At 68.5% G+C, this 19,786-nt stretch carries 12 protein-coding genes, 1 tRNA gene and 1 pseudogene; 10 read left to right on the top strand and 4 right to left on the bottom strand.

All coding sequences use genetic code 11. From position 1 onward, the window contains the following. The first annotated feature begins 212 nt into the window (after nucleotides 1-212). Complete coding sequence (locus CM1CMNOD_RS00165) at nucleotides 213-878, top strand: pentapeptide repeat-containing protein (protein WP_013871643.1); 666 nt, start codon at nucleotides 213-215, stop codon at nucleotides 876-878. A 267-nt stretch (nucleotides 879-1,145) separates the two neighbouring features. On the opposite strand, the gene CM1CMNOD_RS00160 is transcribed toward CM1CMNOD_RS00165, so the two are convergent. Continuing rightward, entirely contained in the window at nucleotides 1,146-1,826 is a 681-nt protein-coding gene (locus CM1CMNOD_RS00160; RefSeq protein ID WP_013871642.1) for a PhzF family phenazine biosynthesis protein, read from the bottom strand. Between the two features lie 467 nt (nucleotides 1,827-2,293). Here CM1CMNOD_RS00160 and CM1CMNOD_RS00155 point away from each other — a divergent pair, with 467 nt between their 5' ends. Both CM1CMNOD_RS00155 and CM1CMNOD_RS00150 read left to right on the top strand, forming a co-directional pair. After that, nucleotides 2,294-3,484, top strand: a complete 1,191-nt coding sequence (locus tag CM1CMNOD_RS00155; RefSeq protein ID WP_013871641.1) for a ferredoxin reductase — start codon at nucleotides 2,294-2,296, stop codon at nucleotides 3,482-3,484. Nucleotides 3,485-3,570: 86 nt separating this feature from the next. Next, nucleotides 3,571-4,020 carry a hypothetical protein gene (locus CM1CMNOD_RS00150; protein WP_013871640.1) on the top strand — a complete coding sequence of 150 codons (450 nt, stop codon included), beginning with the start codon at nucleotides 3,571-3,573 and terminating at the stop codon, nucleotides 4,018-4,020. Between the two features lie 20 nt (nucleotides 4,021-4,040). On the opposite strand, the gene CM1CMNOD_RS00145 is transcribed toward CM1CMNOD_RS00150, so the two are convergent. Both CM1CMNOD_RS00145 and CM1CMNOD_RS00130 read right to left on the bottom strand, forming a co-directional pair. Next, on the bottom strand, nucleotides 4,041-6,209 hold the full coding sequence (locus tag CM1CMNOD_RS00145) for a bifunctional polysaccharide deacetylase/glycosyltransferase family 2 protein (RefSeq protein ID WP_013871639.1): 2,169 nt from the start codon (nucleotides 6,207-6,209) through the stop codon (nucleotides 4,041-4,043). Between the two features lie 2,165 nt (nucleotides 6,210-8,374). Further along, a complete protein-coding gene (locus tag CM1CMNOD_RS00130) occupies nucleotides 8,375-9,136 on the bottom strand; it encodes a GntR family transcriptional regulator (protein ID WP_013871637.1) in 762 nt (253 codons plus the stop codon). A gap of 300 nt (nucleotides 9,137-9,436) precedes the next feature. Here CM1CMNOD_RS00130 and CM1CMNOD_RS00125 point away from each other — a divergent pair, with 300 nt between their 5' ends. From CM1CMNOD_RS00125 to CM1CMNOD_RS00110, 4 genes are all read left to right on the top strand, one after another. Next, on the top strand, nucleotides 9,437-9,841 hold the full coding sequence (locus CM1CMNOD_RS00125) for a hypothetical protein (protein WP_131771964.1): 405 nt from the start codon (nucleotides 9,437-9,439) through the stop codon (nucleotides 9,839-9,841). A gap of 1,030 nt (nucleotides 9,842-10,871) precedes the next feature. Further along, nucleotides 10,872-12,413 (top strand): replication initiator, encoded by a 1,542-nt coding sequence (locus CM1CMNOD_RS00120; protein ID WP_013871635.1) that lies wholly within the window; start codon nucleotides 10,872-10,874, stop codon nucleotides 12,411-12,413. Then, entirely contained in the window at nucleotides 12,410-12,604 is a 195-nt protein-coding gene (locus CM1CMNOD_RS00115) for a helix-turn-helix domain-containing protein (RefSeq protein ID WP_013871634.1), read from the top strand. Before CM1CMNOD_RS00120 ends, CM1CMNOD_RS00115 begins: the two co-directional genes overlap by 4 nt. Next, nucleotides 12,604-13,704: a tyrosine-type recombinase/integrase gene (locus tag CM1CMNOD_RS00110; RefSeq protein WP_013871633.1), complete on the top strand. Its 1,101-nt coding sequence runs from the start codon at nucleotides 12,604-12,606 to the stop codon at nucleotides 13,702-13,704. The genes CM1CMNOD_RS00115 and CM1CMNOD_RS00110 overlap by 1 nt, the downstream gene beginning before the upstream one ends. A gap of 24 nt (nucleotides 13,705-13,728) precedes the next feature. On the opposite strand, the gene CM1CMNOD_RS00105 is transcribed toward CM1CMNOD_RS00110, so the two are convergent. Continuing rightward, nucleotides 13,729-13,804: transfer RNA gene (locus tag CM1CMNOD_RS00105), tRNA-Ala, on the bottom strand. Between the two features lie 456 nt (nucleotides 13,805-14,260). On the opposite strand from CM1CMNOD_RS00105, the gene CM1CMNOD_RS00100 reads away from it, so the two are divergent. From CM1CMNOD_RS00100 to CM1CMNOD_RS22655, 3 genes and pseudogenes are all read left to right on the top strand, one after another. Beyond that, nucleotides 14,261-15,685: a lysine N(6)-hydroxylase/L-ornithine N(5)-oxygenase family protein gene (locus CM1CMNOD_RS00100; protein WP_013871632.1), complete on the top strand. Its 1,425-nt coding sequence runs from the start codon at nucleotides 14,261-14,263 to the stop codon at nucleotides 15,683-15,685. Between the two features lie 126 nt (nucleotides 15,686-15,811). Next, a complete protein-coding gene (locus CM1CMNOD_RS00095; protein WP_013871631.1) occupies nucleotides 15,812-17,698 on the top strand; it encodes an ABC transporter ATP-binding protein in 1,887 nt (628 codons plus the stop codon). 436 nt (nucleotides 17,699-18,134) lie between these two features. Further along, a pseudogene (locus CM1CMNOD_RS22655) lies at nucleotides 18,135-19,786 on the top strand (ABC transporter ATP-binding protein); the annotation flags it as partial.

Raw genomic sequence — 19,786 nt, 5'->3', positions numbered from 1 at the left:
GACAAACACTTCGTGCTGCATAGTTAGGACTGTCCACGAAAGTGGGAACCCTCCACTACAGGTCATGTCCCAGTTGGCCATAGCCAGCGCGCCCCCGAAGGCCACCGTGGCCGCACTCACCCGGATCGCCCGCGAGATATAGCCGGCGGCCAGCCTCCGGCAGGGGTGCGAGACGGTCGGCTGGTGGTGGGGGGTGGGCATACTCGGTAGGTGTGAGGTTCTCTGCGTCCACGGTAGCCCGGGAGCTTGCTGATCTGCCGTATGTGGGCTATCTGGAGCCGCTGGGTGGTGGGCTGGAGCGGGAGAGCGTCTATGAGACCGTCCATGCGGACGGGGGCACCTTCGATGACGTCGACGCCAGCAACGCGCGGTTCACCGAGTCCGCGTTCTCCTCGGTGACGTTCAACGGCGGTCGGATGCGGCGCGCCCGGTTCAACGGCGTGTGGTTCCACACTGTGCGCTGGGTGGGCACCGATCTGGCGGAGACGAACTGGCTGGACACAGAGATCGTCTCCGGTGCCCTGGCGGGTGTGGAGGCGTTCGGCGCGCAACTGCGTCGGGTGACCTTCTTCAGCTGCAAGTTCGACTCGGTGAACTGGCGTACCGCCGCTCTGCGGGAGGTGCAGTTCGTGAACTGCCTGCTGCGGGACGTCGACTTCGGCGGTGCGACGCTGGCAGGCGTGACGTTCCCCGGCTCGACGCTGGACGGGGTGCGGCTGGACAAGGCCCGTCTGAACGAGGTTGACCTGCGCGGCGCGGCTCTCGGGATCGCCGAGGGGATCGACGCGCTGAAAGGCGCCACCATCGACACCGTCCAGCTACTGGACCTTGCGCCGCTGCTCGCCCGGGCGCTCGGCATCACCGTCAAGGACGGTTGACGAGCCAGGACCGCTCTTCGCGGGCGACTCCGGCAGGGATCGAACATCTCGACAGGGATCGAGCCTGCGCCCACTCGCCTGTAAGGCGAGCGTTGTCCAGCGAGCTTTCAGCGGAGGCCGCACACGACGGGTGGCCGGTCGTCGAGAGGAAGCGGCAGAAGGGCTCGTGACCGACTTCCGCGCCTGGACGGCGTCCGCGCCGAGCCATCTGACCAGGGCCGATCTCTCAGGGCCGGATCGGGTTCGCGTCTGCTCGCGCCGGGTCGGTCAGAGGATGCGGGGGGCGTCCTCGGTGACGGTTCCGCCGATGTCGGCGTGGCCGGGAGGGCCCGGGCGGGCGTGGATGACGGAGCCTCCGCCGTGGTGGAGGGTCAGGGCCCGGCCGAGGCCGGCGGCCAGGCGCATGGCGCCGGAACCACAGGCTTCGTCCTCGGGGATGCCGACCCGGTCGGCGAAGGTCCGCACCCGGATGATGCCGGCGTCCTCGTCCTCCCACGCCCACAGTTGGGTGAGGTCCTGGCTGGGGTCCAACGGGCCGGTGAGATCGTCGACCTGTTTGGGGTCGTCGAGACGTTCGTGCCACCACGGAGGGGTGCTGGCCAGGGAGGCCCGCACCCATACGACGCCATCGTCCGTCCAGGTGCGGACGTCTCCTCCTTCGGTCCGCAGCACCTCCCGCGGGGTGCCGTGGACACGGCCGAGTGTCCAGGCGGCGCCGACGGCGGGATGTCCGGCGAAGGGAAGCCTCGCGCGGGGGGTGTAGATGCTGATCGCGGAGGTGGCGGCGTCGTCGATGAAGACGGTCTCGCTGTAGCCGAGACGGGCGGCGATCTCCTGACGGTGCGCCGGGTCGGGGACGACGCTGGCGGCATCCTCGACGACGCCGAGAGGGTTGCCGTGGTTGCCTGCCTGGTCGGTGAAGACCCGTACGACCCGTACCGTAACCACCGCTGGTGTCTCCCCTCGGTTTCCAGGCGCTTCGAGGCCATCCTGCCCGTTGTCACCCGGTCACAGCCACGGCTTCAGCGATCCCACCACCGATCGCAGAGGCGAGACCGCGCCGGACAAGCGGCCGTGTCCGGCGGCCTGTCGTCGCCCGTCCTGAACACCGGAACACGGACCAGGACGGTCGAGCCGTCATCATGTCACGTTTGGTGACGAGACCGAGACGAGTATCTCCGTTCGCCTGCCGACCCGCCGGGCCCATCCGGTGCATCCGGTGCATCCGCTCCACACCAGAAGTACATGAAAGGGCGACGAGAGCCTGCTCCGACGTTTCTGGCATTGTTTCTTGAACTGTCCGCTCCATGCCTCCGAAGACATCCGCAGAAAGATCATACGACGCGATTTTCGATCATGCTGATCGCGGTTTTTCGGTGTAGGGTTCGCGAACAGAAACCCGAGCTTCACGGAACATGCGTACCGCCGAGTGGGATGTAACAGTGAAAAAGGTCGTTCTGTCGACGGATCCAGTTTTTCGTATCGACGGCAAACTGGCTGTCGGCTATGCCGCGAGAAGGTTCGGGCCAGGCATCCGGAAGGTCGTTTCAAACGCGGCGGAGTCGCTGACGACTCCCCTTCTACCCGACAACTACCTCGAGCTGGTCAACCCGCTCTGGTCACGCCGGCAGATGTGGGGCAGGATCGAGACCGTCCAGCCGGAGACCGTCGACGCGGCAACGCTCGTGATTCGTCCGGGCCTGGGCTGGACCGAGCACCAGGCCGGCCAGCACGTCCGGCTCGGTGTCGATGTCGACGGTGTCCGGTACTGGCGTACATATTCGCTGTCCTCACCGCCGGAACGCCAGGACGGCCGCATTTCGGTTACCGTGAAGGCCACCCCTGACGGCCTGGTCTCGCGTTATCTTGTCCATCGTGTCACGGCGGGTACGGTTGTCCGCCTGGAAGGTCCTCGGGGTGAGTTCGTGCTGCCGCCGGCACCCCCGCCGCGGCTACTTTTCCTGACTGCTGGCAGCGGAATCACACCCGTGATGTCGATGCTGCGTGGCCTTGTGCGACGCGGCCAACTACCGGACCTGGTCCTCGTGCATTCGGCGCCGACCCCGCGGGACGTCATATTCGGCGCCGAGCTACGCGGGTTGGCGGCGCGGCTGCCAAAGCTGCGTCTGCACGAACACCACACCCGGACGCGTACAGACGACGGCCGGTACACCGGCCGTCTCACCGTTGCGGCACTGCCCGTGATCTGCCCCGACTGGACCGAACGGTGGGCCTGGGCCTGTGGGCCGACCGGCCTGCTGGATGACGCCGAGGCGTCCTGGCAGCGGGCCGGGCTCGCGGACCGCCTGCGGGTGGAGCGTTTCCAGCCGGCGGTCCGCCGTGGTGGTGTCGGCGGCCGGGTCCGGTTCGTCAGGAGCGGGCGGGAGGCAAACGCTGACGGCGACACACCGCTGCTGGTCGTCGGTGAGAACGCCGGCGTCCTCATGCCCAGCGGCTGCCGCATGGGAATCTGCCGCAGCTGCGTGGTCCGACTCACCGCTGGCCGCGTCCGGGACCTGCGCACCGGCCTGGAGCACGGCGACGAAGGCGAACTCGTCCAGACCTGCGTGTCGGCGGCGGCCGGCGACGTGGAAATCGACCTGTAGAGAATAGGCACATCCCTCTGTGTCAGTCTCGGGTGAGACATCCGCTGGGTGCGGGTTGGCTACAGGGGGTGTGATCGGAGATCCTCGTGTTCGTGGAGTCAGAGTCCCAGGAGCGTCCCGGCCGGTCCTCACCGCCGCGTGACCCGGCACCCCGTCCGTCGCGGCGGGTGTTCAGCACGGCGTACAAGCTGCGGATCGTCGCCGAGTACGAGAACGCCCCGCACGGAGAGAAAGGAGCGATCCTGCGCCGGGAGGGTTTGTTCTCCTCGCATGTAGTGGAGTGGACCCGGGCCCGTGACGCGGGAGCGTTGGGAGGAAAGCCGGGTGCTGGGGCCGGTGGTCCGGAGAAGAAGCCGGTGAAGTCGGCGGAGCAGATCGAGGTGGAGAAGCTGCGGCGGGAGAACGAGCGGCTAAAAGCACGTCTCGTGACCACGGAGACCGCGCTGGACATCATGGGAAAAGCGCGCGCTCTTGGAACAGATCTCCGAGAGCGCGGACACCGAAAGAGGCAGTCCCGAGCAGCGCTCAGCCGGTAGCGAAGAATGGTGATCCGTTATCAGGCTGGTCCTACGGGGGTGCTGGTTTCCAGCGCGGAGCCGGCGCTGCCGGTGCGGGCGAGTTTGTGCCAGCGCAGCCGACTGCCGAGCACGGCGCTGACCACGGACTGGATGACCACCAGGTACATCACCTGGCGGTAGACGATCTGCTGGAGCGGCAGGGTCCACAGGGGGCCGAACCGTTCCCGGTCGAGGTGGAAGGCGTAGGCGGTGGTGACGAACTGGACGGCGAGGAAGCCGGCGTAGGAGGTCAGGACGAGGCCACCGTCAGCGAACAGCAGACCGTAAAGGGCCATCAGGTCGATGACGGGAGCGAGCATCGGCAGCAGGACCTGGAACATCGGCAGATAGGGCAGTGCGCGGCGGCCGAACCGGCCGGCAGCGCCACGCTCGACCACGGCATGCCGATGCTTCCACATCGCCTGCATCGTGCCGTAAGACCAGCGGTACCGCTGCCGCCACAGAGCGCTGAGGGTGGCCGGCGCCTCGGTCCAGGCCCGGGCCTGCTCGGCGTAGACGACCCGCCAGCCGGCGCGGCACAGCGCCATGGTCAGATCGGTGTCCTCGGCGAGAGTGTCCTCCGAGACGCCTCCGACCGATTCCAACGCCTCACGGCGGAACGCACCGATCGCCCCCGGCACGGTCGGCATGCACTGGAGCATGTCGTACATCCGACGATCAAGGTTGAAGCCCTGCACGTATTCGATGTGCTGCCAGCGGCCGAGCAGCCCCTGCCGGTTACCGACCTTGGTGTTGCCGGCGACGGCGCCGATGGCCGGGTCGCACAGCGGCTGGACGGCGTGGCGGACCGTGTCCGGCTCGAAGACGGTGTCCCCGTCGACGAGGACGAGCACATCGGCGGAGGCAACGGCGATGCCGTGGTTGAGAGCGGCCGGTTTGCCCTGGTTGGCCTGCCGAACGACCACCACCTCGGGCAGTCCGAGCTGTTCGACGATGTCGGCGGTGCCATCGGTGGAGCCGTCGTCGACCACGATCACCTCAAGATCGAGGTAGTCGTTGGCGACCATCGAGCGGACGGTGTCGGCGATGCCGACCGCCTCGTTGTAGGCAGGAATGATCACACTGACCGGCGGACGGAATCCCGCGGACGAACGGCGGCGCCGGTCGGCGACCTTGTGCCGCCGGTCGGCGAGCCGCCAGTGCCGGCGGGCGATCACCGTGACGACCACGGCACGCAGGAGAGTGAGCACGGTGAGCGGGACGAGGAAGGCGGTCAGCGTCCAGGTCAGCGTGCTGGAGATCCGGTAGGTGGCCAGCAGCGCCTGGCCGCGCAGCCTGGTGGCGGTGTCGGCGGGGTGAGTGGTGACGTCGGACGGTAGCCGTAGTCCATCTGAAAGTGTGACGAGGCGGTAGCCTCGCGCGTCCAGTACGTCCAGTAGCTGGTCCACGGCCGCAACGGTCTGGCTCCGGTCGCCGCCGCTGTCGTGGAACAGGACGACCGCACCGTCCGTGCCCGCGGGGGTGGCCGCCCGCACGATCGCGTCAGCTCCGGGACGGGTCCAGTCGCGGGAGTCGATGTCGGCGAGGACGGTGAGGTAGCCCTGCGAGGCAAGTTCACGGTAGGTGGTGTAAGCGGGGGCGGTGAGCGCGGCCGGGGTGGACGAGTAGGGCGGTCGCAGCAGACTGGACGTCGCGCCGGTCGCGGCGGCCAGCGCGGACTGCGACAGGGAGACCTCGATCCGGCGGCGCCAGGTGGGCACAGCCGTGAGGTCACAGTGGCTGAAGGTGTGGATACCGAGCTGATGACCGTCCTGCCGGATACGCCGGACCAGCTCAGGGTGTTCTAAGACGCGGGAGCCGACGACGAAGAAGGTGGCCTGCGCCCGGTGACGACGCAGCACGTCGAGGATGGCAGGTGTCCATCGCGGGTCGGGTCCGTCGTCGAACGTCAGCGCGACCGTTCGGGCAGGCAGGCCACGCCCCTGGGGGGCCGGGCCGGACAGGTCGAGGACCGGCCCGCCCAGTCCGTCCCCCGGGCTCACCGCCGTCTCCTCGACAGGGCCGTCGGGAGCGGGGGTACGGGCCGGACCGGTTCCGTGCCGGGCGAATCCCTGAATCCCGAGCATGCTCGCCAATGTGCCGATGAACAGCGCGAGCAGCAGCCAGTGCGCCCGGGGGGTCCGGTGCGCGTCACGCCGATGCCTCACGGCTTCGACGGGCTCGGCTTGGACGTCGGCCTTCCCTGCGCGGTCGGCCTGCCCTGGCCCTGGCCTTTGGGGGAGGCGACAGCCCGCGGCGGCGTGGAGGACACCGCAACGACAGTGGCCGCCGGGAGCAGTCCCGACACGCCGCTCGCTGAGGCAGCCGATATCCCGGGCGGGCCGGAGAGGCCGGACGGATCGGGAGTGGTCACCGGTCGCACCGGCGCCGCGACCGACGCCTGTGCGCGTGGCATGCCCCTGGCAGCGGCGTCCAGGCCGGCGTCGGAACCAGAGTTCGGGGAGGGTGTGGGAGCCGGCCGGTCGGAGGAGCCGAACAACGGCGGCAACGTCACGCCGGGAACCGTGGCTACACCCGACAGACCCGCCGCCATCAAACCGAGGTAGCCGAGCATCACGGCTCCCAGCACCCACCCGACACGCCGGACCCGCCGTGCCCGCCTGCCGGACTGTGCGACGAATACCGGTTGTCTTCTCCAAACGGTAGCCACGCCGCGAGACTAGTCATTACGGGTCGCCAGCGATCAGGCGGGTAGCCTCCACCCGGATCGAACAGTGCCGGGACGCGACCTCGCTCTCCATATAGTCAAGCCGTATAGTCAAGGAATCAGGGAAGTCTACGATTGGCCACCACCAGATAGCCGACCGCAACAAACACCGCTCCGCATAGACTGTCGGTTCCGGGCAGGCGAACGTGGCGGAACATCCGCCGGGCCACTACGAACTCGCCGTCGACGCCGAACCGCGGCTGCGAGTGTCGGCTGCGTTTACCGAGCTCGCGCCGGCGGTCTGATCAGCGGTTTGGCTGGGCTTGCCATGTCCTGGCTCCGCTGAACGCAACAGACATGGCGGGAGGCCGCCGGTAGCGGCAGTCCGACCAGCCACTCCCGACCCGGCGCACTCCAGCATCTCCCCGCCCGGATGTACCCATAATCAGCGAGTACCGCATGGACGCGGTTGCGCGGCAGGGTCCGCAGCCGCACCAGCGGGTGGACCGGTCGGCGAGTTTGCCACCGACGGCCTGCCAGAACGCGGCGAGCACCTCAGCCTCGAACCAGCGGGCCGTGATGGCCTCGAGCATTCGGGGACGGGGGTGCCGACTTCCGGCCGGTACCACACGTAGTCGTGGGAGGGGTCCGGGCAGATGTAACGGTCGGCGAGAACCGGGCTGGGATCCCCGGCCGGGTCGGCGTCGCTACCGGGCCGTCGGTGGTCGCGGGTCTGTTCGTAGGGCGGCCGGTAGCACAGGGCGTCGATGAGGGACAGCACCCCCGGGTCGTGATGGAGATTCTCGGCCACTCGCAGATCAGCGTCACCATTACACGTGATCCCGGGCATGGACAAGGAGACCGCCGGCCAGATCGCGAACGCGATCCTCGGCACACCCGAACCACCCGCTGACCAGGCCGCCCCTGAGCCGCCCGACACAGCCGATGAGACGGAGGAAGAAGGGCCGCAGGCCAAGTCCGCATAAGCCACGTTCGCGGATTCGTTCGCGCGGGGCCTTGGCCCGCCCCGCGCTGACGGGAGCTCACCGGCAAACCGCCTGGTACTGCTGGGTGGAGACGAGGGGACTTGAACCCCTAACCCCTGCCTTGCAAATAATGCGCTTCTGAGCTATACGACCGTTTTTGATGCTTTTGGGTGCGTCGGGGTACTCCTACCGCGTGGCTCGGTGCTGTCGGCTGACATTGGGCGTTGACGCTCTTGCTGACGATTCGCTGACTCCTGGGCGCGGCTCCGGCGTTCCGACGCGCCGCGCGGGTGGGCGCCCGACGCGCCACGGGGTGCCGACCGGAGGGAGGCGGGGCCCCGTGATGCGCGGCGGAAGCGACCGGGCACCCGCGCGCTGCGTGTCGTGTGCGTCGGGGGTGCGCCTGGCGGCCCGAAGGGTCGCCCTTGAACAAGTAAGGAAAGTTGGCACAACCCATCCCGATACCGAAACCCGACCAGATAGTTACAAATAGTAACGCATCGTGAAGGGGATCAATGGGGAAGTGTGCGGGGAAGCGGCCGGACCTCGGGGAAGTTCCCCTACCTGCTTCCCTGCCCTGCTTCCCCTGGCTCACCTGCGGAAACGCCCGTTGGGGAAGCTCCGGCCCGCTTCCCCAGCCACCCCCACAACCGCCCTGGAGCGTCCTTCCGGCTTCGCCTCAGGTCACCGCAAGCCGGTAGGAGAGTATGGATCGATGACCGGCCATGACGATGTCTGCGGTCTCAACCGGCTTGTCGCCCACGCGGTAGGTGCGCTTCATCGCAAGGACGGAGACACCCGGTGGTAGTTCGAGCGCCTTGCCTTCGTCGGCCGTCGGTAGCCGCGAAACGATCTCTTCTTCCACCGAGTCGATCCGCTGGCCAATCAGGTCAAAACGGGCCACAACGCCGATTGCTGCGCCTTCCTCGGGAAGCTCGATCGGCGTGCCTGCCGTGAGGGCTGCGGGCTCCCATGAGACGGCCGTTTGAATCGGGGTTCCGTCGTAGCGGTAGAGGTACCGCGTCACGATCACGGGTTCACCGGGCTGGATGGCGAGCCGTTCGGCAACTTGCTCGTCTGCCGTCTCACGCGTCGTCTGGTGATCCCAGGACGCTCGTCCGCCCGATGCTGCGGCGGATCGGGCGAATGGCGACGTCGACTCCGTAGAGCCCGGCGGGCGTCGCCGGTAGAAGTCGGTGGTGATGCGTCGGACCGATGGCCGGGTCTGGACGAAGGTTCCGTGCTGGCCTCGGGTCTCAACAAGCCCTTCCGCCTGAAGTTGAGCGATCGCGCGACGGATCGTCTCCTGAGCGGCATTGAACGTCCGGGCAAGTTCGCGGTGTGGGGGAAGCCGGCTACCCGGCGGGTACTCCCCCGCTTCGATCTTGTCTCGCAGCGATGCCGCGATCCGGGTATACGGCGGGCGGCTTGGCGCGGACATGCCCTAGAGCATATCCGCCAGCCATCGCAAAGATCTTGAACATGCCCTAGGGCACGTCTAGACATGCCTTAAGGCATCTGGTACCGTTGAGTGGTGCCGAGGCGGGAGGCAACCCGTCTCAGCGGAGACAAGAGCCCGGGACTTCGGACATAAAGAAGGCCCGGGTGGGAGGCAACCCACCACGGGCCAGACGCACCAATGACGATGCTCTTCGAGCATACCGCGTCTGACCGTGCGGTCGCCTTCCGCGTCTTAACTGGTGTGTCCCTGCGGGGACGCGAGTGGAGCGGAGTTCACACGATGACGGTTCGTACGCATGCCTCACCTGTGATCGACCGGTCGGTTTCCATGCCGTTCGATGACATCGACTACCCGCCGGTGACCGTGCTCCGGGCGATGGTCCCGCTCTCGTTTGACGAGATGGTTGCGGCGGTGAGCATGCTTTCGATGTGCACTCCGGAAGACCTCGACATGCTCGCCGCACTGCGTGAAGAGGTTGACTTTCTGATCGTCTTTTACGGTATTAGTAAGGTGCGGGACGCTGCGGAAAATCTTCAGCGGACGCCTGCGACCGGCCGGAAAGCGGTGTGGGTGGAATGGGTGCGGGATCGCGTCGCACGGATGATCGCTCATGAGGAGCGGACGTCAAACCTGCCGACATCGGGCCGTGTGACCGTTCCGGCCGTCGCGTCGACGGTCGCCTGAGACGGGGGCCTGGTCGTGTCTCGTACCCGCTCGCAGTCCACTCGCCACGCGTCCGCTCTCCGTTCGCGCAGAAGGAACACCGCTCCCGCTTCGGTCGCGGCGACGGGGAACTCATCTGTCTCTGGTGTGTCATGGCCGTGCGAGTCCACCGGGGACGGCGGTTTCGTGGACGAGTGCGGCGCCGTCTACTACCTCGCAAAGGAACGGAGCTACCACCGTCACGAGTGATGGGCTGCCCGGGGCCGCACGGGATGTGCTCGCGTCTGCCTGGCTGCCGGGGATGGGGGACGCTGCCCGCTCCGCCCTCGCCCCCGGTCCCTGTCCGTGGTCGGGAACGTCCGCACGTCTTGGCCCGTTATGATGGCTGCTGTCCGGCTCCTCGCTGGCGCCCAAGCTGCGCCGGTGGGGGTTGCGCACGTAAGCGGACGGGTGGTCCTCATCGGGGCTCATGGCGGCTCTCGGGGATGCGGTGCCCGGGGCGTGCGCGGGGGCCTACAACACGGACGGGCTACCCGGGATACGGGTATGGGCTCGGCGTAGGTACCGCCAGACGTCACCTTTCCTGTGCGCTGACGTCCGGGGTGTCTGCATGTCTGCTGAGCATTCGTATGTCGTGACCACACGGTTTCCACCGTCCCATAGTTCGACGCTGGTGGTTTTCCTCGTCGGGCGGGCAAGCTTGCCTCTACCGGGGGTTCTCCCGCCCATGCCCCACCGACATCATCAACCACCCTGCCAAGCTCGGCATGGGTGGGGGGTTCCCCGGTAGCCCTCCGGGTGCCCGTCCGACGAGGAAAACCACCACCCAACCACCCCCACCACCCAAGGCGAACCTATGTTCGAACCCCTTCCTCGGAGGAAGGGCCGGGGTGTGGGGCAGCGCCCCACGGTCTTTTTCACCACCGGTTTTCTACCGGCTTTCCGTCGACATCCCACCGGGAACCCACCGGTTTTGTTGGCTGCTTTCCCCCACCATTCCACGCTTGCATTGTCCCTGCCTGCCGCGTGCCCGTGAAAGGAGGAACACCGCATGTCGGTGCTGGACTCGGACTATTTCCGGTCGCTGGCTCCCCGGGTCGCGGACGGCTCCGCGTCGGCGTTCCTCACCCAACTGGACCGGGTCGCGGGCTGCACAAACCCGGTGCGCCTGACCGGCCGGGTTGATCAGATCGACACCGCCTCCGGGGAGATCCGCCGGACGTTCGACACCACCGACCTGCCGGACGGGGTGATCCTGGTGCCGTGCGGGAACCGGCGGGCGTCGGTGTGCCCGTCCTGCTCCTACCTGTACGCCGGGGACGCCTGGCAGATCGTCCATGCCGGGATGGTCGGCGGTGCCGGGGTACCGGAGTCGGTGGCGACCCACCCGGGCCTGTTCGTCACAGTGACCGCGCCGTCATTCGGGCCGGTGCACTCCCGGGCCAAGCACGGTCCGCCCCAGGTCTGCCGGCGACGCCGGGGACGCTGCCCACACGGGATCGCCTCGGGCTGCTGGCGAGTGCACGCCGAGGGTGACCCGCTGCTCGGGCAGGCGCTGTGCCCAGACTGTCACGACGACGCGGGTCTGATCGTGTGGAATCGGACCGCGGGCCGGCTGTGGAAACGCACCGTGGACCTGGCCTACCGGCGGATGGCCCACATGGAGGGGATCTCCGAACGGCAGTGCCGGCAGGCGGTCCGGATCTCCTATGTGAAGGTCGCGGAAGGTCAGGCACGCGGCGCGGTGCACTATCACGCGCTGCTGCGTCTCGACGACGCCACCACCCCGGACGGGACGTGGGCGCCTCCGCCCGCCTGGGCGTCGGGGAAGCTGCTCGCGCACTGCTGGCGCTGGGCGGTCACCCACGCCGAACAACCCTGCCCGGACCCGCACGCTGCCGACCTGCCCACGGACGCTGACGCGCTGTCCGCGCTCGTCGACGGGGGCCCCCTCGGCGAGGAGCACCGTCCGGACCCGGTCGACCCGTTCCCGGCGATGACGTACGCCCGCTGGGGGGAACAGTGCGACACCCGGCATGTGCGGGTCGAGGGCGGGGACCTTACTCCGCTCGCGGTCGGGAACTACCTCGCCAAATACATCACGAAAAGTGTGGTGGATTCCGGCGCACTCGATCGCCGGTTCCGTGACACCGACGACCTACACGCCCGACTGCCGTTCCTCACCCCGCATCACGCCCGACTGGCGCATGCCGCGTGGCGGTTGGGCAGGGTTCCGGAGTTGGCTGATCTGAATCTGCGGAAGTGGGCGCACCAATTCGGGTTCAACGGGCATTGGCTGAGCAAATCCCGGCGGTATTCGACCACGTTCACCGCACGGCGAACCGCACGGCGGGTCTGGGCGCGCACCCACACCCCCACCGGGGGAGAACGCATCCCGCTGGATGCCTGGGGCCGACCCGAGGATGACGACCAGGTCGTCACCGTCACCGACTGGCGCTACCAGGGGTCGGGTTACAAAACCCCCAGTGACACATGGCTGGCCCTGCAAGCCGCAGACCAGGCCCGGTCGCGAAGGGAAGCCGTTCGTCGTCCCGGGTCCGAATCCTCGATGGAAAGGGAGTGTGCAGCGTGAGTGCCGATAACAAGGTCGTGCGGCTGACGTACACGGTGGAAGAGGTCGCGGCCCTGCTCGGGGTGAGCCGTGGTGTTGCCTACACCATGGCGCGTACGGGGGAGATTCCCGCGGTACGGGCCGGGGAACGACGCTGGATCATCCCCCGGGCGCGGTTCGAAGCGTGGCTGTCCGGGCGAGAGGCTGCCTGATGGGCCATGTTGTGAAAACTCCGGCCGGCACGTGGCGCGCGAACTGGCGTGACCCGTCGGGCCGGCAACGCGCGAAAACGTTCCGCACCAAAAAGGACGCGAACGTGTTCCTGTCCGGGGTGGAAACGGAAAAGGCACGGGGCACCTACCTCGACCCGTCCGCGGGCAAGGTGCTGTTCCGGGACCATGCGCGACGCTGGCAGGAAAGCCGGCAGGTGGAACTGACCACGGCGGCGGCCGGTGTCTCGAGGCTGCGTTGTCATCTGCTGCCACAGTGGGGAGAGTGGCCGTTGAACAAGATTGGTTTTCTCGACGTTCAGGCGTGGGTCACACGGCTTGCCGCGAAACTGTCGCCACAGACCGTGGCGTCGTGCCACGGCATCCTGTTCTCGATCATGAAGGCGGCGGTTCGTGCGCGGCTGATCCCGGTCAACCCCTGCGAAGGGGTGCGGCTGCCTCCGCGACGCAAGCGGGCCACAGCCGAGACTGTGATCACACGGGCGGAGTTGACGGGCAAGCTGCTCCCGGAGCTCCCGGAACGCTACCGGGCGTTGGTGCTCCTCGCGGCGTACACCGGGCTACGGTGGGGGGAGTGCGTCGGCCTGCGCTGGACTCGGGTTGATCTGACTGCCGCCGAACTCACTGTGGTCGAAACCGCGGTCGAGGTCTCCGGGAAGATCAGTGTCAAGCCCTACCCGAAAACGGAAGCGGGCCGGCGGACGGTGCCGATCCCTCCCCTCCTCGTGGCCTACCTCCGCCGGCACCGTGAGATCGTCCCACCCGCGCCGGATGATCTCGTGTTCCCGGACACGGTCGGACATCCCCTCCGGCGCTCGAACTTCCGGCGGTACGTGTGGGTACCGGCCCGGGGGAAGGCGGGGCTACCGACGTCGCTGACCTTCCACGCTCTTCGGCACTGCTACGCCACATGGTTGATCTCTGAAGGGGTGCCGGTCAACGTCGTGCAAGTCGCGCTCGGACACGAGCATGCGAGTACGACCCTGAACCGGTACACCCACCGACCGAAGGACTATCATGATCGGCTTCGGGCAGCCCTGACCGACCCTGCTGACGATCCGCTGACTGAGGACAGCCCGTGAAGATCGACGATCAGCCAAAGTGCCTGGTGGAGACGAGGGGACTTGAACCCCTAACCCCTGCCTTGCAAAGGCAGTGCTCTGCCAATTGAGCTACGCCCCCGGAGACGACCCAACCAAGAGTACGACACCGGGGCTCCGGTGGGCCGGAGTGTGACTCTGCGGCGGCCGAGTCGGCCGCGTACGACGCGGGGGCTCCAGAGCCGGGACGCGGGAGGCCCGCCGTCGCGCAGGGGCGGATCGCGATCCCTCTCCGTGCATCACGACTCCGGACGCGACCGGTGTTGTCGCGATCCGCCGGACAGCATTACCTGATTCACTGTAAGTTAGGTTAGGCAAACTTAATGAAGTCAGTCACAGGGACGGGCTGCGAAGGAGTACACAACAGGCTGTACGCAACGGAACACGAAGAGATGCACAACCTTGACACCGACGAATTATTCCGAGTATAGGTAAGCCTAACTTAACTAATAATCATGACATGGTGCTCCGCCTGAGCGTCCTCGGACGAGGTACGTCTGGTCAGCGCCGACGCGGTCACATGACTGGAAGGGCAGCCGTGGTAGGACGTCTGCACGAGCGGGCCGGAGAACTGACAGAACTCGGTGTCCACGACGTGATCGGGATCGGGTTCGGGCCTTCCAACCTCGCCCTGGCGATCGCCGTCGAGGAGCACAACGCCCAGGTGGAGCCCTCTGCGGCGCTGCGGGTCACCTTCCTGGAACGCCAGAAACGCTTTGGCTGGCATCGGGGAATGCTGCTCGACGGCGCCACCATGCAGGTGTCCTACCTGAAGGATCTCGTCACCCTGCGCAACCCGGCGAGCGATTTCAGCTTTGTGTCCTACCTGCACGGCCAGGACCGGCTGGTGGACTTCATCAACCACAAGACAATGTTCCCGTTGCGGTACGAGTTCCACGACTACCTGGAGTGGGCGGCGGGCCGCCTCGACCATTTCGTGGAGTACGACTCGGAAGTCGTCGACCTACGGCCGGTCACCCACGGCAGCGAGATCGCCTTCATCGACGTGGTGAGCCGGCGCGGCGGGGACCCCGAGCGGACCGAGGTGCGCCGCGCCCGCAACGTCGTCATCGCGGCCGGTCTGGAACCTCGCGCACCGGACGGGTTCGAGATCACCGAGCGGGTCTGGCACAACCACGACCTGCTCTACCGCGTCAACGCCATACCGTCGACACCGCGGGAGCGGTTCCTCGTCGTCGGCGCCGGCCAGAGCGCGGCCGAGGTGACCGAATACCTCCACTCCAACTTCCCGCGGGCCGCGGTGCACACGGTGTTCGCCCGCTACGGCTTCAGCCCCGCCGACGACAGCTCGTTCGCCAACCAGATCTTCGACCCGACCGCGGTCGACGACTTCTTCCACGCGTCCGACGAGGTCCGGGCGATGCTGCTCGACTACCACCGGGGGGCCAACTACTCGGTGGTCGACACCGACCTCATCGACGAGCTGTACCGCCGCCTCTACCAGGAGAAGGTGCGCGGCGCCGAGCGGCTGCACATGGTGCGGGCGTCCCGGGTCATCGACCTGGATGACGTCCCGGACGGCGTCCGGGCGACCATCGAGTTCCTCCCCACCGGCCGGCGCCAGACCCTCGACGTGGACGTGGTGGTGCTGGCCACCGGCTACCGTCCCCGCGACCCGTGGCGTCTGCTCGGCGGTATGGCGGCGGTGTGCGACGTCGACGACACCGGCCGGCTGCGGGTGCGGCGCGACTACCGGCTGGTCACCTCGGCGGGGACCACGGCCGGCATCTACGTTCCGGGCGCCACCGAGTACGCGCACGGCATCTCCTCCACGCTGCTGTCGAACGTCGCCGTCCGAGCCGGGGAACTCCTGCGCTCCGCCCTCGATCATGCTGACGACCAGGTCGACGACCAGGTCTATGACCGTGGTGACGATCGCGCCGACGGCGCGTCGGCCGCGGACGGGGTGACCGCCGACGCACCGGCCCTGGCGCTGGGCTGACCAGACGCCGGTACGGCTGACCAGGCCGGTACGGCCGCGGCGACGGCACGGACGAGCCATCCGGTCACCGTCAAGGGATGATCGGCCGCAGTCGGAGGACGACGAGCAACGGACCGGAGGACACGGGTGCATACTGGCGGGCCGTCGGGACGGGACGTCCTCATCAGCTCGATCATCAGCCAGTGGCGTCGGATCGCTGTGGGTTCGGTGATGGTCGCGGGGCATCAGATCGGGGAGGCCCTGGTCCCGGTCCTGATCGGGATCATCATCGATCGGGCCGTGTCGACCGGATCCACCGGCGACATTCTCCGCTGGCTCGCCGTCCTCGCGGTCACGTTCGCCGGCCTTTCGTTCTGCTACCGCTTCGGCGCGCGGTTCGGGGAACGTGCCGCCGAACGCTCCGCGCACAACCTGCGCATCCAGCTCACCCGCCGTGTCCTGGACCCGCGGGCGGGCGCGGAAACCGGTCGCCTGTCCGGGGCACTGGTGAGCATCGCCACGGGGGACGCCCAGCGGGTCGGCATCGTGAGCGCGGCGCTGCCCGCGTCGATCGCGGCCGTCACCGGCCTGTTGGTCGGCGCGGTCGCGCTGCTCACGGTCTCCGTCCCGCTCGGTCTGCTGGTGCTGTTCGGCGCGCCGTTCCTGCTGTGGGGGACGCACCTGCTCGGCCGGCCGCTGGAACGCCGCAGCGACACCGAGCAGGAACGCGCCGCGCACGCCTCGGGCGTCGCCGCCGACCTCGTCGCCGGGCTGCGGGTACTCAAGGGCATCGGCGCCGAGCCGGCCGCCATCGCCCGCTACCGGCGTACCAGCCAGGACTCCCTGCAGGCGACCCTGCGGGCGGCCAGCGCGAAGGCCTGGCACGACGGCGGCGTCCTCGCGCTGACGGGCATCTTCATCGCGCTGGTCGCGCTGGTCGCGGGCCGGCTCGCGGCCGAGGGCGACATCTCGATCGGTGATCTGATCGCCGCGGTCGGGCTCGCCCAGTTCCTGCTCGGACCGCTATCGATCTTCGCCTGGGTGAACGCGGAGTTCGCCCAGGGCCGGGCGTCCGCCGGCCGCATCGCCTCGGTGCTGGCGGCGCCCCCGGCGGTCGGAGCCGGGACGAGGAGCCTTCCCGGGTCGGTGCGGGGCCAGGTCCGCTTCCAGGACGTGACCTACGGGCCGCTGCGAGGCCTGACGTTCACCGCCGCCCCCGGCGAACTGCTGGGGATTGTCGTGGCCGATCCGGCGGCGGCCACCGCCGTCCTGCGGTGTCTGGGACGCGAGGCGGATCCGGACAGCGGTTCGGTCGAACTCGACGGGATGCCGCTGTCCGAGGTGTACCCGGCGGCGGTCCGCGCCGCGGTCCTGGTGGCCGCGCACGACGCGGAGCTGTTCGAGGGAACCCTGATCGAGAACGTCGTGGTGCCCACACCCCACGGTGGCCCGGCCGAAGATGAGCCCGCCGGACGTCAGCCTGTTGCTGTCGGGGGTGGTCTCACCGGGCATGGCCCCGGAAACGGCCCGGCCGCGGTCGGCATCGGTGCCAGGAGCCCGGTCGGTGCCGGGATCTCGGTCGGTGCCGGGATCTCGGTCGGTGCCGATGCCGGTGGCGTGGTGGAGGCCCGTACCGGAGGTGTGGTTGGACGGGCGCTGGTGGCGGCGGGGGCCGACGAGGTCGCGAGCAGCCTCCCGAACGGTGTCGACGAAATACTTGCTGAACGTGGACGGTCACTGTCGGGCGGGCAGCGGCAACGTATCGCGCTCGCCCGCGCACTCGCCGTCGACTCCCCCGTGCTGGCCGTGCACGACCCCACCACGGCGGTGGACGCGGTCACCGAGGCGCGGATCGCGGCCGGTATACGCGACATCCGCCGCGGCCAGACCACCATCCTGATCACGACGAGCCCGGCACTGCTCGCGGCGACCGACCGCGTGGTGGTCATCGACGGGGGCACGGTGATCGCCGATGGCACCCATGGCGAACTCGTCCACGGCCACGCGGACTACCGGGCAACCGTGCTCACATGACGATCACCGTCCTTCTGATGACCACCGTCCCCACGACGAACAGCGCTGTCCACACAGCGGTCGCTATCCCCACGACGACCGCTTTCCTTACGGTGAGCGCTGTCCATATTGCGGACAGTGCCCACCTGGTGAGCACCTTCCCCACAGCGAGCAGTGTCCACACTGCGGACAGTGTCCATCCGATGGTCACCATCCGTATGGAGAACGCCACCCATGCGGTAGGCGCTGTTCGCGGGACGGACGCCGTCAACACGGTAAGCGCCGTCCACGGGACGAGCGGTGTCCACACAGTGGGCAGCGTCCGCACGGCGGACGGTGTTCATATGGCGGATGGTGTCCATGTGATGACAAGTGTCCGCACGAGAACTGACGCGCAGGCCAGATGGGTGGCCCTGAGTACTCGTTCTGACACGATGACCACGCGGGAGAACCGACGATGACCAGCCCCGAGGCGTCCGCGGCCAGGCCCGAAGCGTCCGTGAGCAGGCCTGAGGTCTCCGCGCGGACGGACGACAGCCGGGAACTGCTGCCCACCGCGACCAGCGCGCGCATCCGTGCCGCGGTTGGCGGGCTGCTGCGTGAGCGGCGGGCGCTGACCATCGCCGCGTTCGGTGTGCTGGCCCTGTCAACGGTGGTCGGCCTGTTCACCGCGCCACTGCTCGGCCACATCGTCGACCTCGTGGCCGACGGCCGGTCGACCGACGCGATCATCACTCCGGTCGTGTTGCTCGTGGTCGTCGCGGCCGCGCAGGGCGTGCTGACCGCTGTCGGGGTCACCCTCGTCGCCCGGCTCGGCGAAGGCGTGCTGGCCGTCCTGCGCGAACGCTTCGTGGCGCGCGCGCTCACCCTGCCGCTGGAACAGGTGGAACGCGCCGGCACCGGCGACCTGACCTCACGCGTGACCAACGATGTCACGCGGATCACCGAAGCGGTCCGCGGAGCGCTGCCGGAGATGGCCCACGCCGCTCTGACCATCGGGTTCACCCTGGTGGGGCTCGCGGTCCTCGACTGGCGTTTCACGCTCGCGGCCCTGTTCGCCGCGCCCGTCCAGTTCCAGGCGGTCCGCTGGTACGCCGGGAGCAGCATTCCCCTCTACGCCAGGCAACGTATCGCCGCCGGCGCCCAGCAGCAGCAGCTCCTCGACACCATCGGCGGTGCGGCCACCGTCCGGGCGTTCCGCCGCGACGACGAACACATCGGCCGGGTCACCCGACGCTCCTGGACCACCGTCGACCTGGCCCTGCGGGGAATCCACCTGATCACGCGGTTCTACGCCCGGCTGAACCTCGCCGAGTTCATCGGTCTCGCCGCCGTCCTCACGGTCGGCTTCCTGCTGGTACGCAACGGATCGGTGACAATCGGCACGGCGACCGCGGCGGCACTGTACTTCCACAACCTGTTCAACCCGATCAACGTGGCGCTGGCGCTCGTCGACGAGGCCCAGGCCGCGACCGCGAGCCTGGCCCGGATGGTGGGCGTCGCCGACATCCCGACGACGCCGGAACCGCACCGACCCGCCCAGCCAACGTGTCAGCCAGTGCGCCGGCCAACGTGTTGACCAGCACGTCGAATGCCGCGCCGGCCGACGCGTCGGGCACCGTGTCGTCCGTGGTCTCGGCCGCCACCGCAGTCACCACGCCGGTCAGGGGGTCGGTCAGCAGGCCGGTCGCCGCGCCGGTGGACGCCTCGGTCAGAGCCGCCGGTATCGGCCACGCCTACCGGCCCGGTCACGAGGTGCTGCGTGACGTCGACCTCGACATCGAGCCGGGCGAACGGGTCGCGCTCGTCGGCGCCAGCGGCGCGGGCAAGACGACCCTGGCCAGGCTCATCGCGGGCATCCACCACCCCACCAGCGGGTCGATCGCGCTCGGCGGCGTGGGGCTGGACGAACTCGGCCCGGCCGCGGTCCGCCGGACAGTCGTCCTGATCTCCCAGGACGTGCACGTCTTCGCCGGTCCACTCGCCGACGACCTGCGCCTGGCCCGCCCGGACGCCAGCGACGACGAACTGCTCGCGGCGCTCGACCGCGTCGGCGCGGCCGGGTGGGCGAAGGCGCTGCCCGAGGGGCTGGCCACCGTGGTGGGGGAG

Source organism: Protofrankia symbiont of Coriaria myrtifolia (genome assembly GCF_900634755.1).
Taxonomy (GTDB): Bacteria; Actinomycetota; Actinomycetes; order Frankiales; family Frankiaceae; genus Protofrankia; species Protofrankia coriariae.
The sequence above is the reverse complement of the archived record's forward strand: the minus strand, read 5'-3'. Positions and strand labels throughout refer to the sequence as shown.